13 protein-coding genes are annotated in these 13,158 nt (G+C 63.5%); 7 read left to right on the top strand and 6 right to left on the bottom strand.

The genetic code is table 11. The features are described from left to right. Window positions 1-53: 53 nt before the first annotated feature. Window positions 54-515, top strand: coding sequence for a DUF2391 family protein (locus DM826_RS12185; RefSeq protein WP_120103691.1), 462 nt, complete (start codon window positions 54-56; stop codon window positions 513-515). A gap of 42 nt (window positions 516-557) precedes the next feature. Here the strand turns inward: DM826_RS12185 and mdh are convergent, their stop codons facing one another. Continuing rightward, window positions 558-1,472 (bottom strand): malate dehydrogenase, encoded by a 915-nt coding sequence (gene mdh / locus DM826_RS12180; protein WP_120103690.1) that lies wholly within the window; start codon window positions 1,470-1,472, stop codon window positions 558-560. A 315-nt stretch (window positions 1,473-1,787) separates the two neighbouring features. Here mdh and DM826_RS12175 point away from each other — a divergent pair, with 315 nt between their 5' ends. Continuing rightward, window positions 1,788-2,447, top strand: a complete 660-nt coding sequence (locus DM826_RS12175) for an Sjogren's syndrome/scleroderma autoantigen 1 family protein (RefSeq protein ID WP_120103689.1) — start codon at window positions 1,788-1,790, stop codon at window positions 2,445-2,447. Here DM826_RS12175 and DM826_RS12170 read toward each other — a convergent pair. The 3 genes from DM826_RS12170 to serB all read right to left on the bottom strand — a co-directional run bounded on the left by DM826_RS12170 (window position 2,444) and on the right by serB (window position 6,962). Beyond that, complete coding sequence (locus DM826_RS12170) at window positions 2,444-4,957, bottom strand: DEAD/DEAH box helicase (RefSeq protein ID WP_120103688.1); 2,514 nt, start codon at window positions 4,955-4,957, stop codon at window positions 2,444-2,446. The genes DM826_RS12175 and DM826_RS12170 overlap by 4 nt on opposite strands. 262 nt (window positions 4,958-5,219) lie before the next feature. Next, the gene (locus DM826_RS12165) at window positions 5,220-6,254 is read right to left on the bottom strand and encodes a Brp/Blh family beta-carotene 15,15'-dioxygenase (RefSeq protein WP_120103687.1); all 1,035 of its coding nucleotides are present in this window, start codon (window positions 6,252-6,254) and stop codon (window positions 5,220-5,222) included. A 51-nt stretch (window positions 6,255-6,305) separates the two neighbouring features. Then, complete coding sequence (gene serB / locus DM826_RS12160; RefSeq protein WP_120103686.1) at window positions 6,306-6,962, bottom strand: phosphoserine phosphatase SerB; 657 nt, start codon at window positions 6,960-6,962, stop codon at window positions 6,306-6,308. Window positions 6,963-7,067: 105 nt separating this feature from the next. Here serB and DM826_RS12155 point away from each other — a divergent pair, with 105 nt between their 5' ends. From DM826_RS12155 to DM826_RS12135, 5 genes are all read left to right on the top strand, one after another. After that, window positions 7,068-7,604 carry a hypothetical protein gene (locus DM826_RS12155; protein WP_120103685.1) on the top strand — a complete coding sequence of 179 codons (537 nt, stop codon included), beginning with the start codon at window positions 7,068-7,070 and terminating at the stop codon, window positions 7,602-7,604. 58 nt (window positions 7,605-7,662) lie between these two features. Beyond that, window positions 7,663-8,148 carry a DUF5812 family protein gene (locus DM826_RS12150; RefSeq protein ID WP_120103818.1) on the top strand — a complete coding sequence of 162 codons (486 nt, stop codon included), beginning with the start codon at window positions 7,663-7,665 and terminating at the stop codon, window positions 8,146-8,148. A gap of 81 nt (window positions 8,149-8,229) precedes the next feature. After that, a complete protein-coding gene (gene secF, locus DM826_RS12145) occupies window positions 8,230-9,120 on the top strand; it encodes a protein translocase subunit SecF (RefSeq protein WP_120103684.1) in 891 nt (296 codons plus the stop codon). After that, window positions 9,120-10,691, top strand: coding sequence for a preprotein translocase subunit SecD (locus DM826_RS12140; RefSeq protein WP_120103817.1), 1,572 nt, complete (start codon window positions 9,120-9,122; stop codon window positions 10,689-10,691). Before secF ends, DM826_RS12140 begins: the two co-directional genes overlap by 1 nt. A 38-nt stretch (window positions 10,692-10,729) precedes the next feature. Continuing rightward, window positions 10,730-11,011 carry a hypothetical protein gene (locus DM826_RS12135; RefSeq protein WP_120103683.1) on the top strand — a complete coding sequence of 94 codons (282 nt, stop codon included), beginning with the start codon at window positions 10,730-10,732 and terminating at the stop codon, window positions 11,009-11,011. Here DM826_RS12135 and rnhB read toward each other — a convergent pair. Both rnhB and DM826_RS12125 read right to left on the bottom strand, forming a co-directional pair. After that, window positions 11,008-11,667, bottom strand: a complete 660-nt coding sequence (gene rnhB / locus DM826_RS12130; protein WP_120103682.1) for a ribonuclease HII — start codon at window positions 11,665-11,667, stop codon at window positions 11,008-11,010. The two genes, DM826_RS12135 and rnhB, sit on opposite strands and share 4 nt — an antisense overlap. A 6-nt stretch (window positions 11,668-11,673) precedes the next feature. Then, window positions 11,674-12,975 (bottom strand): tRNA pseudouridine(54/55) synthase Pus10, encoded by a 1,302-nt coding sequence (locus tag DM826_RS12125; RefSeq protein WP_120103681.1) that lies wholly within the window; start codon window positions 12,973-12,975, stop codon window positions 11,674-11,676. Window positions 12,976-13,158: the final 183 nt, after the last annotated feature.

The raw sequence follows: 13,158 nt of genomic DNA, 5'->3' as shown, positions 1-13,158 counted from the left end.
TCATTGTCGTCGACGGCCTCCGATTTTATACCGCCGCCGTTCATGCTTCTCGTATGCGCCCACGCGCCGTGCTTCCCTCCGGGACGCAGCTCCGACGCCAGTTTCGGCTTGCTGATTCCGCCCAGCAGCTTGTCGGCGGCTTTCTGTTGGCCGGCCCGTTTGTCGTCACCGAGGAAGTCTGGACGCTAGCGGCGAGTATGAGCCAACTGCAGGCTGCACTCAACGTTCTGCTTGTGTCGCTGATCGGCTACGGCGCGCTCTACCAGGCGGACACGAAACGTGACCCCGATGATGAACAGCAGGTCGTCGGGGTGCCGATCCGGTTTATCTCGCTGATGGTCGTTGCTTTCGGCTCGGTGGCGATCCTTGCGGCCATCTTCGACGCACCGGCGACGTTCGTAGGGTCGCCACCAGCGGTTCCACTCGCTGAGGTCGCCACGGTCACCTTCCGGGCGATCAGCGTCGGCGCGGTGTTTAGCGTTGTTGGCGCGGCAACCGCAGACAGCGTGTTCTAACGCGCTGTCTCAATCTTCTGTTTCAGTTTCTCTGCCGCACGCTCAAGCGATCCGGTTGTACTGATCCCGCAACTTCTCGGCGGCATCATCCATAAGTTCCGTCTCGTAGTCGTCGAGGCCCCACTCGACAACCTCCTCGACGCCGTCGCTGCCGAGTTTTGCGGGGACGCCGAAGGCGGTGTCGTCGTGGCCGAACTCACCGTCGAGGACGACCGAGCAGGGCAGTACCTCGCCGGTATCGTTGAGGATCGCTTCGACGGTGTGGGCGACGCCCGTTGCCGGCCCCCACTGGGTCGCGCCCTTTCGCTCGATTACGTCCATCGCCGACTGCTGGAGGTCGGCGAGGATCTCGTCTTTTTCGCCGTCATCGAAGTCGGGATCGTGGCCGTCGACGCGCACCTTCGAGAAGACTGGTACCTGCGCGTCGCCGTGTTCGCCGAGGATCGTCGCTTCGACATTTTGCACTTGGGTGTCGAATCGCTGGCTGAGGACGTAGCGGAACCGCGCCGAGTCGAGTCGGCCGCCGAAGCCGATGACGTGGCCTCGCGGGCGGTCACCCGTCTCGTAGAGGTGCCGGTTCAGCAGATCGACCGGGTTCGAGGTTGTGACAGTGATGAATTCGTCGTTGTGTTCGGCCAACGACGCGCTGATATCCTCCATGATTGGCGCGTTATCCTCGGCGAGATCCAGCCGGGTGTCTCCCGGTGAGCGCGGGATGCCGGCGGTGATGACGACCACATCGGAGCCGGCGGTATCGGCGTACTCGCCTTGCTGGACGACCGTGTTGGAGTCGTAGGCGATCCCGTGGTTCGTGTCGGCGGCTTGGCCGACCGTCTCGTCTTCCATATCGGGGATATCAACGAAGACGAGTTCGTCGACGACATCTCGAAGTGCGAGGTTGTAGCCTGTTGCCGCGCCGACGGTGCCGGCGGCACCGACGATTGACACTTTTGTCATGGTTTTGTATGCGCCCGGATTTCGAGTAAGCGTTTCGGTGATTTCACCTCTACTGTCCTGAGACGACCAATCAAGCGGCTGGATCGGCCGGCTAACCAGCTGAATCCCTGGTGGACTGAAAGGGCGAGGCTCTCCCGGCGAACCCGGACGACGCAAGCACCGCAGTGAGCAAAGCGAACGAGGAGCGCAGCGAGTCCCGGGAGCCGAGAGAGCCGAGGGCTTTCTACACGTACTCGCGGCAATCAGCCGTTTCTTTGCACACTCTCGTTCTACCGAGCCGCTGTGTTTTTCCGGTGTCCGTCCGTTTTCTCGCTTATGAGCGACTTCGATAAGGAAGCCGAACGCGAGAAGCTCCGGAAGAAGTACGCCGACGACGAGGACAAGCGAGCTAACACCAAGCGGATGAGCGAGCTACTGCTGAAGGGGGCGACGATGACAAACCAGCACTGCGATGCCTGCGGTGATCCCCTGTTCCGGCACAACGGCCAGACGTTCTGTCCGACCTGTCAAGCCGACAGCCAGCAGCCAGCCGCCCAGAGCGACGGAACACAGCAGCCCACTCCTGACCAGGCGGGCGACGCTGATCAGCCACAGCCCGCGAACGCCGAGTCGACACCTGACCAGTCCGCCAGTACCACGTCACAGCCGAATCAGTCGACACCAACCCAGCCCGCGACGAACGGCCAGCCGACACAAGCCGACAATCAGCCCACCAGCATGTCACAGTCGCCGGCCACGCAGTCGTCGCAACCGACCGCCACGCAATCGTCGCAATCGACGCCACAGCCGTCGCAGCCGTCATCGTCGACAACCGCTGGCGATAGCGGTCTTAGCGACGCTCGGCAGTCGCTTGCGGCCACCGTCACGCGGTTCTCCCAGCGTGCGGCCGAGACTGACGACCCACGCCGTGCCAAGGAACTCCTGTCGGCCGCTCGCGAGGCCGCCGAGACGCTGCGCGCCCTCGAATTCAACTAAGGCTCGTACTCGTCGCCGACGACTTCCCGGATTTTCTCCGCAGTAACCTCGCCGACGCCGCTTACTTCCTGTAGATCATCTTCCCGTGCGGTCATCACGGCCTCGACGGTACCGAAGTGTTCCAGCAGCGACCGGGCTGTGACGGGGCCGATGTCGGCGATCGAGGCGACGACGTACTCCTGCTGCTCGGCGGTTGTTTTCGTACTCTTCTCGCCGTGGACTGAGACCTCTCGGTCGCGTGTCTCCTGCTCGCGTCGGGCGATTGTATCGAGCAGTTCAGCGGTCTCGCTTTCGTCCGCCGTCCGGAGGATGCTCGCGTTGAAATCGACGGCGAGACTCGACAGCGCGCCGCGGATCGCGTTCGGGTGGACGTTGCGCTCGCCGTAGAGGTCGTCACCCTCGACGATGACGATGGGGCGGCTGTAGTTGCGGACGAGGTCGCCGACCTGCTCGAACATCGAGCGGTCGCCGCCGGTGAGCGTATCGAGGAAGTCCGCGACCGACTTGCGCTCGACGGCGACGCGATCCGAGAGCACGTAGTCGCCGACCGCCAGCGTTTCGAGGCGGGTCGTGATCCCCTCGCGCTTCGAGAGGTCGCGGGCGACCGTCGATTCCAACTCGCGTTGGTCGGCGACGATTTCGACCTCGTCGGTGTCGGTGCCGGCGTTGGCAACGATTTCCTCAGTGTCGTCGTCGGTGCTGTCAGTGCCATCGCTATCCTCGCTCTCGGCGTCGCTCCCGTCGACAGCGTTGGCGTCGCTCTCGGTGGCCTGTTCCTCGTCGGTCTCGTCTGGCTCGTCTTCATCCTCGACTTCGCCGAAATCCGCTAAGCCGGGCTGGCTCTCGGCGTCGCTGCTACCACTCCCGTTGGTGGCCGGTGTCGCTGTCGTCTCTCCATCACCCTTGCTCGCGTCGCCGTCGTCGAACTGATCGAGCGCGGACTGGTCGTCGTCTAACTCCTCTTCGACCTCGTCGGCGACGCCCTTCAGTTTCCGAAGCTCCGACTCCATCTGTTTCTCCTTGCGGCGGGCGATCCAGAAGTACGCCTCGTCGCGGGTATCGTTGGCCAGCAGGACGACGACGCGGCCGGTCGTCTGCCGGCCTGTTCGCCCTTTCCGCTGGATCGACCGAATCGCCGTCGGCACCGGTTCGTAGAAGAGCACGAGATCGACCTCCGGCACGTCAAGCCCTTCCTCGGCGACTGAGGTCGAGACCAGGACATCAAATTCGTTGTTGCGGAACCGGTCTAAGGTCTCCTGCTGTTCGGTCTGGGTCATCCCGTCGGAGCCTTCCTTGTCGCCTTGGCCGACGAAGCGTTGGGTATCGAAATGTTGGCCCAAGAATTCGGTCAGGGCTTCGGCGGTGTCCCGCGACTCGGTGAAGACAATCACGCGCTCGCCGTTGTTGATGCCCAGCGTCTCGGCTAGCAGGATTCGCGTCTGGGAGAATTTTGGGTGGCGGTCATCGAAGCTCTCGATTTTGCGCATTGCCTCGCGGACTTTCGGCTCGGCGACGAGTCGCTGGCTGGCCTTCGAGGCACCCGAACTCTCGGCGGCGTTGCGCTGGCGTTCGAAATACCGCCGCACGGATTCGACGCTCTGGGTTTCGACCAGCGTGACCGCCCGCCGGAGCTTCATGATCTCGGCGTGTGTTGACATCCCCTGATACCCCTCCGACTGGTCGTTGTCCATCAGTTTTCGCAGCTCTGCACTGATCTTGTTGAGCTGTTTCTGGGAGATATCGGGGCTCGTCGCCTTCGTCACGCCGAGTTCGCGCAGTTGTTCGAGTCGATCCGAAATTACCTCGTTGAGGCCGTCCCGAATATCGAGCAGTTCCTGTGGGAGGTCGATCCGTTTCCACTCGACATCGGTGTCGTGGGTGAACTCGTCAACGTCGGCGTCGTCTTCGGTCATCACTTCGACGCCGTCGAGGCCGAGGTTTTCGCAGATGATCTCGATGTCTTCCTTCGTGCCGCCCGGCGACGCGCTCATCGCCGTCACGAGCGGCTGGTCAGCGTCGGCGTGGTACCGCTCGGCGATGTAGACGTAGGCGTAGTCGCCGGTGCCGCGGTGGCACTCGTCGAAGGTGAGATGTGTCACGTCGGCCAGTGAGATCCGGTTGCCGACGAGGTCGTTTTCGACCACCTGCGGCGTGGCGATGACGATTTTGGCTGAGTCGAACAGTTCGGCACGGTCTTCGGGCCGTACTTCGCCGGTGAAGACGACGATCTCGTCGTCGGGAATCTGTAGGGCGTCGCGGTAGAAGTCGGCGTGCTGGGAGACGAGCGGTTTCGTCGGCGCGAGCAGGAGGGCGGTGCCGCCGACCGCCTGGAGCCGCTCGGCCGTCACCAGCAGGCTGACCGTCGTTTTCCCGAGCCCGGTCGGCAGACAGACGAGCGTGTGGCCCTGTTTCGCGGCGTCGGCCAACTGGAGTTGGTAGAGCCGCCGCTCGATGAACTCCTCGGCGAGCAGCGGATGCTCGATGTAGCCAACGTCCTCAGTGGCCGCCATTGGTTGCGGTTAGGAAGCGTCGCGGTTAAGCGTTCGCCGAGCAGGGTGGAAGTGAAGTAGTAGTGTCTAAATTTGGAAGCAGCCGAGAAGTGTAGAAAGCCCTCGGCGGTCTCGACTCCCGCGGCTCGCTGCGCTCCTCGTTCGCTTCGCTCACTGCGGTGCTTACATCGCCGGGGTTTGTCGAAACCGCCTCGCCCTTTCAGTCCGCCAGGAATTCTGCTGGTCGGTCAATCGACCTAATTTGCTTGGCTGATCGTATCGATCAGTAATACGCTTCTCCGTACTGCTGGCGATCCATCCACGTCACCACGGCGACGTGCGGCAGCGTCAACACAGCGATGCCGACGAGATAGATCGCCAGCAACGCGTTCAGCGAGCCGTCGGTCGGCACCCAGACGTACAGCCCGGCGAACAGCGCGAGCGACGCTATCGTCAGCGGCGTCGCATCCCGATAGAACCGCCAGAGTGCAGTCGGCCACTCGCCCGCGTCGAGTGCATCCCGAGATTCGGGATCGACGATTGCCAGCCGACCGATATGCCGGACGGCGTGCCAAACGGCGAAGTAGAGCCCGACCGCAAACACCGGCGGAACGAGCCAAAAGAACACCCACAGCACCCCGATTTCCACTGCGTCCCACGTGATCCCGACCGCGGATATGTCACTCTTCCACACATGGCGAGCCGTCCACAGCAGGCTACTGAGGGTGAATACCCCGAATCCGACCCCCAGCGCCAGGCGCGTGTCCAGCCGAAACAAGGGGGCTAGCGCGGCTGTCGCCGTCGGATCGAACAACTCGATGATGCCGTTGACAACGCGCTGGTAGCCCTCGGGCTGGCCGAGCAGCGGCACCAACATCGGCAGCCCGCCGCGGACGATCAGCGACGCCCAGCGGTCGCTTCGCGTCCGGATGTGGTCGGCCTCGCCGAAGGCCCGCAACGCGAACACATCGCCCTGTCCCCAGTGGAACCACGTCATCCCGATAAACGCCACCAGCGCGACAGCCGGCGAGACCGCCCAGACCGCGAGATACAGCCCACCCAAGATGGCGTAGACAACGCTGACGACCGCCAGCGACCGTTTCAGCGAGGCGTCGCTGAGCCGCACCGGCATCAGATGATCAACTGCGCCGTGCGGGAGGCCGAACAGCCCGACGCTCACCACAAACGGCGCAAAGCGGATGGCTCTCGGGAGCTCCTCAAGAAACAGCCCAACCGGGATCATCAGTGCGATCACGGCGATCGGCAGCGTCATCGTCAGCCGGCCGACAGCCGAATCGCGGTGCCATGTGGACTCCATAGTGGTAAGACAACGGCAAGGGTGACAAATTCGGGGCGTGCGATCGACTCGTTAGCTGTTGTCGACGGCCGCCGACAGGACACCGCGCGATTCGAGTAGGTCGCCTAACTCCGCCATCGTCGCCACCACGTCGTCGCAGGCGGGTTCGACGGCCGGTTTCGGCTCGAAGCCGACCGCGAGGCCGGCGACCTCTAACATCGGCAGGTCGTTCGCGCCGTCGCCAACGGCGACCGTCTCGTCCATGTCGACGCCGAGATCGCCGGCGAGTGCTTCGAGTTGGTCGTCTTTCGTTCCCTCGATGAGCGGGCCGGTGACCTCGCCAGTCAACTCGCCGTCTTCGATTGGCAGGGCGTTGGCGACGATGTGGTCGACCTCGGTGCCCGCGTCGTCGAGGGCGTGTGCGACGCCGCGCTCGAAGCCACCGGTGAAGATGGCGACCGTGTGGCCAGCCTCTCGCAGGCGGTCGATTACGTCGGCAGCACCGGGCCGGAGGACGACCTCGCTGTAGGCGTCATCGGCGTCGGTCTTGCTCAGCCCGGTCAGTAGCTCAGCGCGACTGCGCAGGCTCTCGGCGTAGCTGAGTTCGTCGTTCATCGCTCGCTCGGTGATGTCGGCCATCTCGTCGGCGACGCCGAGCTTTTCGCCCAGTAGCACGGTCATCTCCGAATCCGACAGGGTGCCATCGAAATCGAACGCAATGAGACTCATTGATCGCGTTTCGCGGCCGGGACATGAAAAACACCCGTCTTCGCCTGCGTGTGGCCGGCGGTCGATCCCGCGGCGTTTAATTCGTCGGCGATGCTACTGTCGACAATGGCTGAGGCCTACCGCGGCGTCATCGGTGCGTTCCCCTACGCCTTCCGGCAGGGTGACTCGCTGTTTTTCCGGCTCTACGTTATCGTTGGCACGCTGGCCGCGCTGTTCATCGGTGGCCTGTTCACGCTCGCGTTGGTCGTCTGGATCGGCCAGACCGCAGCAACGCCGGGTGGATCGCTGACGCTGTCGCGGACGTTTATCGCCGTCGTCGGGCTGTTCACCGCTGGGCCGCTGCTCGCGCCAACGCTGCTGGTCGCCCGCAAACACCGCAAGGGGCTGTCGTATCACCCTCGCTACGACACAATCATGGCGGCACTCGGCTACGCCTTCTTGATTTCGCTGTACGTCGCGGCGATCATCTCGATGCCCGAGTCGTTCACCCTCGACGGTGAGGTAGTCACCCGCCCGCAACCGAGCGGCCTCACCGCCCCGATCGTTGCTATCCTGTATGCGATCCCACAGCCCGGCGCGATCGCGCCGCCGGCCGGGCTGTTGGGCGTGATGGCTGCCGTCCACTACGCCCTCTCACGATAGCGTAGGTGTGCTCCTGTGGGTCGAAACCGACAACACGCTCCCGTTGCTACCGGTGTGTATGACCGACGAGTCGACGACTGACCCCAAGGAGAGCACGTTTCTCGTCACCCATGCTGACGACGACTCGGCCGTGCTGAAGGATGTCCACGACGGCCAGGTACACACGCTCGCCTCGAACCCCGGCGTTGAGGTCGACGATGCTATTGAGGGAACGGTCGCCCCTGACCCGCCGATGGCGGTCTCGTGGCAACTCACTGAGATCGACGAGCGACGGTCGCTGTCGATCGAGGAAAGCGCGGAGCCGCCGACCGCCCGCGAACAGGAGTTGGCTGCCGAGCAGCCGATTGGCGAGTTGACGACCGAGCCGCGGGCTGGTATCGGCGAGCTGCACGTTCTTACCGTTCCGGACGATGACACCGCTACCGCCGTTGCCGACGTGGTTGATGATCGGGAGGCGACCCTGTCGCGGGCCGCCCGGCTGGGCGTCAATCGCGTCGAGGTTCGATCGGAACCGGGCGTCGTCAGCGTTCGATACCTGCCGTAGTCCGCCCCAGACCGTCGCTACCCCCGTGTTTGGCTTCCGGAATATGAGAAGGCTTATTCAAGCCTGTATTCCACCGACAATATGGCTCAGCTTTCGGTACCGACCGTCGACTACACCCAGTATTCGAACCGCCAACTGGTGGCGGTGCCGCTGGCGTTGCTCGCGGTCGCGCTGCTCGTGATCGGTGGCTGGTATCTGTTTACCGGCGCGCCGGCGAATCTCGGCTTGGAGTTCGTCGGCGGCTCGGAGATTCGGATCGATGACCCCGGCGGCAACGCCGCCCAACAGATTGAAACGGCGTTCAGCGCCGAACCCTCATCTGTCCGGCAGATTGCCGCCGACGGCACCTACATTCTCACGTTCTCCGAGGGGGCTGTCGAGACGCCTGACGGCAGCAATCAACTCAGCGTCTTAGAACAACAGGCTGAGGCGGCCGGCTTTTCGATCCAGGCCAGCTCCTCGGTGTCGCCGAGTTTCGGGGCGAACACCCAAACGATCGCTCTCGGCGGCGTTCTTGTTGCCTTCCTCGGGATGAGCGTGCTGGTGTTCGTGATGTTCCGCAGCATCGCGCCCTCAATCGCGGTCATTGCCTCGGCGTTTTCGGATGTCATGTTGCCGCTGGCGATGATGAACCTGCTTGGAATCAACCTCTCACTCGGGACGGTCGCCGCGTTGCTGATGTTGATCGGGTATAGCGTCGACTCGGATATCCTGCTTAACAACAGCATTCTCCGGGAGTCCGGCGACTTCTATGAGTCGACCAGCCGGGCGATGCGAACCGGGGTGACGATGACGCTGACCTCGATCGCGGCGATGGCCGTGATGACCGTCGCAGCGTATCTCTTCGGGATTCAGATCATGACCGCCATCGGGATCGTCCTCGTTGTCGGCCTGCTTGCCGATCTGATGAACACCTATCTGTTGAACGTGAGTCTGCTGCGCTGGTATGTCAACCGCGGGGTGAAAGCATGATCGAGAAGCTCAAATCCAACTGGCGGCTGACGCTGCTGGCGGTCATCCTGCTCATCTCGCTGTTTGTGGTGTTTTCGCCGACGATGGCCCCACAGACAAACGTCGGCGGTGAGAACGCGACCACCGGCGATCGGCTCACAAACCTGCAGTACGGCCTTGATCTCGCCGGCGGCACCCGCATCCGCGCGCCGTTGATCGGGATGACCGCCGAAGCCGTCGACATCGGCGACGAATCAACCACCAATGTCGCGGCCGCCGTCGCCGCCGAACTCCCTGACAGCGATACGACTGATGTGACAGTCAGACGCGGGACGATCAACGGGCCGACCGTTGAGGTCGTCAACCCCGACATCTCGGAATCACAGTTCGCCGACGCCCTCGACGCGACGGGCTACAGCTACGAGACGATCCGCGATGGCCTCACGCAAGAGACCCGCGATGAGGCGATCAACGTCATCGAAGGGAAGGTCAATCAGGCCGGGCTCTCGGGAGCGAGCGTCCAGCAGATCACCGACGGCACCGGCTTCTTTATCCTGGTCGAGGTGCCGGGACAGGATCGAAGCGATGTGATCGACCTGATCGAGCAACGCGGGAACGTTCGGATCGACATCTACCATGATAACAACGGCGACGGCGAGTACACCACCGAACGCGCCGTGTTGACGCAGAATGACTTCGCCTCGATCAGCAACGCTCGCCAACCCGACGACCGCAGCCCGAACCCACGCGTTCCGGTCTCGATCCGGCAGGAGAACGGCATCGCTGAAACATTCCAGTCGACCGTTGTTGAGACCGGCGTCGCCCAACAGGGTGGTTCGACCTGTCGCTACGAGGAGAACCCACAGAACACTGATCCGTGTCTCCAACTCGTCGTCGACGGCGAGGTCATCAACTCCTTCGGGATGAACGGCGACCTCGCAAACAGCATGCGAACCGGCGACTGGGCCCGAAGTCCAAGCTTCGTGTTGACGACGACCTCCTTCGAGGAGGCCCAAGAGATCGCCATCAATCTCCGTGCGGGTGATATCCCCGCGGAGTACGCCATCGATCAGGGAACCACCTCCTTCATCTCACCGACCCAGGGTGAGAACTTCCGCACCGACTCGCTGATCATCGGGATTCTCGCTATTCTCACGGTCTCCGGCGTCGTCTTCGCCCGCTACCGCGAACCCCAGGTCGCGTTACCGATGATCTTGACGGCGTTCTCCGAGGTGTTGATCCTGCTCGGGTTTGCCGCCTATCTGCAATACCCGCTGGATCTGTCGGTCATTGCGAGCTTTATCGCCGTCCTTGGCACCGGGGTCGACGACCTCGTGATCATCGCCGATGGGGTGATGGCCGAGGGCGATGTCTCCAGCCGCCGTGTCTTCAGCTCGCGGTTCAAGAAGGCCTTCTGGGTGATTGGCGTCGCCGCCGCCACCACGATCATCGCCATGTCGCCGCTGGCGGTGCTCTCGTTGGGTGATCTGGAAGGCTTTGCCATCTTCACGATCCTCGGCGTGCTGGTCGGTGTCTTCGTCACCCGGCCGGCCTACGGCGACATCCTGCGGAATCTCCTGACGGAACGCTGACCCCTACGCTCTTTTTGTTCGCTGTCAAAGCCCCGCTCATGCCCTCCACTGACGACGACACAGCGCTTGATCTCGAGACCGAAGCCGCGGTCAGACGGGTGGTTCGTGAAGAGCTCCAACAGCAGGATGCTACTGGCCTTGGTGGCGTGCTGCGAGCGATCTCGCAGTTCGGCAGCGGATTTGTGATAGGTGGCATCGGCATCGCAACCGTTGTCGGGATCCTGATCGCTATCGACGCACCACCGGCAGCGTTTGGTGTCGGTGCTGTCGGTGTCCTGTTGTTGATCGCCTACGGCTGGCGGCTGCCGCCGTTTCGCTAAAACTCCCCCAGGTCGGACTGCTCGGCGGCGGCCAACACGTCCTCGCAGGTCGCCCACGACGCACGCGCACAGGCCGGCAGCTCACCGTGGCGGTCGACGTAGTCGGCGAGAAACGCGCGGGTGGTCGGATCGCTCGGGTAGCCGCTGCCGATGTCGCCGTCGTACTCCTCGTTGCGGGCGTTGATCCGGCTGTCGCGTTCAACTTTGGCGACGATGCTGGCAGCGCCCACCAGCCGACTGGCTTCGTCGGCACCGTGCTCGGCTGTTACATCGATCCCAACGCCGCTATCGGCGACACCGTCGACAACACGACGCGCGAACCGTGATTCCGACACGTCGCCGGCGTCGACGAGCGCGTGGTCACTATCGGCTGCAACGTCGCTGAGTGCTCGCACCTGTGCAGCCACCGTCAGGCTGTTCATATCCGTTTCGGGGTCGTCGATCTCGTCGGTGGTGATGACGCCGAGGCTGACGGCGACCGCCGGCGACTCTCGGAGCTGGGTCGCTATCGACTCGCGTTTTGCGGCGGTGAGTCGCTTCGAGTCGTCGATCCCGCCGGGGAGGTCGGTCTCATCAACGCGAACTGCGGCAGCGACCATCGGGCCCAAGACCGGCCCTTTACCGGCTTCGTCAACGCCGATCTGATACGGTGACATCGCTGTCTACGTGTCGTCCTCGTCGCTATCGATGAAAAATTCCTCGCGCTCGAAGGGCTCCTCGGTGCCCTCGACGGCGAGCACATCAAGTGCGGTCACCGTCGCGTCGACGCCGAGAATACCGGCGAGACTTGGCTCGGTTCGGCCGTCGTCGCTGGAGATCAGCTCCTTGATGTAGAGGCCGCCCTCCCCGTGGATGTCGACAGTCGCATGGCGGGCGTCCTCGTGTTCCGCGCTCGCCGACAGCACCTCGCGGGTTCGGGTCTTGCTTGCTCGCCGATGGTCGACGCGCTGTGGGGTCTCCTGTTCGATCGTTGCGCCGTCGATCTCGCTGATTGCGTCTACGAGCGCGGATTCGCTCACGTCGGCATCGAACTCGACGGCGGCCCGGTAGGTTTTCGAGGCGTCGAGTTCCTTGACGCGTTCGACCAGCTCATAGCCGGCCAGCCGTAGCCCCTCGACTTCGACCTTCCCGTCGGCGAAGGCGTTGATGTCGGCTTCCAGTTCGTCGGTGTCGACCCGGCGGCGGTGTGGTTCTTCGACCTCGATCACGAACGGTCGACCCGTGCCGAGCATCTTGGCGTCGACATCCTCCCGGCCCGCGCCGTGGAACGTTGCGTCGGTGCCCTCCATCGCCTCCTCGACGACGGGCGCGGTCAACTGCTCGACGCTTTCGGGGTAGAGATACCCTTCGCCGTCGCAGTGATCGCACGGCTCGCCGCGCCGCCGACCGCTGCCGTGACACTTCCGGCAGGGCCACTCCGTCTGGGGGATATCGCGTCCGAGCTTGCGATACCGGCCGTAGACGAACGCGGAGTTGATCTGGCTGTCGACGCGATCATTGGCGAGATCGAGGGTGAACTGGATGTCGGGGCGGCCGAAGTCGACCTCGGTATCGGTTTGTCGACCGATTCGCTTGCCAACCTCCCGGTTGAAATTCGATTTGAACAGTTCGCCGGCGTCCGGATCGAGCCCGGCGTCCTCGCGCAGCAGGCGGTCGTTTTCCTCGATCAGCGGCGGTGTTCGGGTGCCGACCTGATAGGTGTCGAACTCGACGGTCTGGACGGCGGCGACCGCCCGATCGGCCCACTCCTCGAAGCGGTCGCATTCGCCATCACAAACCCAGCAGTCTGCAGGGGCGACCGCCTCGTAGGGCTCGTCGTCGGCGAGCGCGACGGCGGTTCGCACCCCTTCGCCGCGGTCGGCATTCGAGAGCCCGAAGCTCCGGTCGGCGAACACGCGGCCCAGACAGCTATCACAGACCGGGCCGGCGTCGATGACCGTGCGGGCCTCGGCAAGGAAGTCCATACAGTCGGCAACGGCGGCGGCGACAATTGTCTTGCCCTTCGTCGCCGTGGGTCGCCGCCGCACGGATCGGGGGGCATTTACGCCTACCTGCTGTATTGTAGTATCACGATATGGATGGAGCCAACCGGACGACCCCTCTTTCTACTTGCTGTCACAATCGACCGCAGCAAGCCGCGATGAGAC

Source organism: Halonotius aquaticus (assembly GCF_003605575.1).
GTDB lineage: Archaea > Halobacteriota > Halobacteria > Halobacteriales > Haloferacaceae > Halonotius > Halonotius aquaticus.
This window is presented reverse-complemented; position numbering and strand designations above follow the sequence as displayed.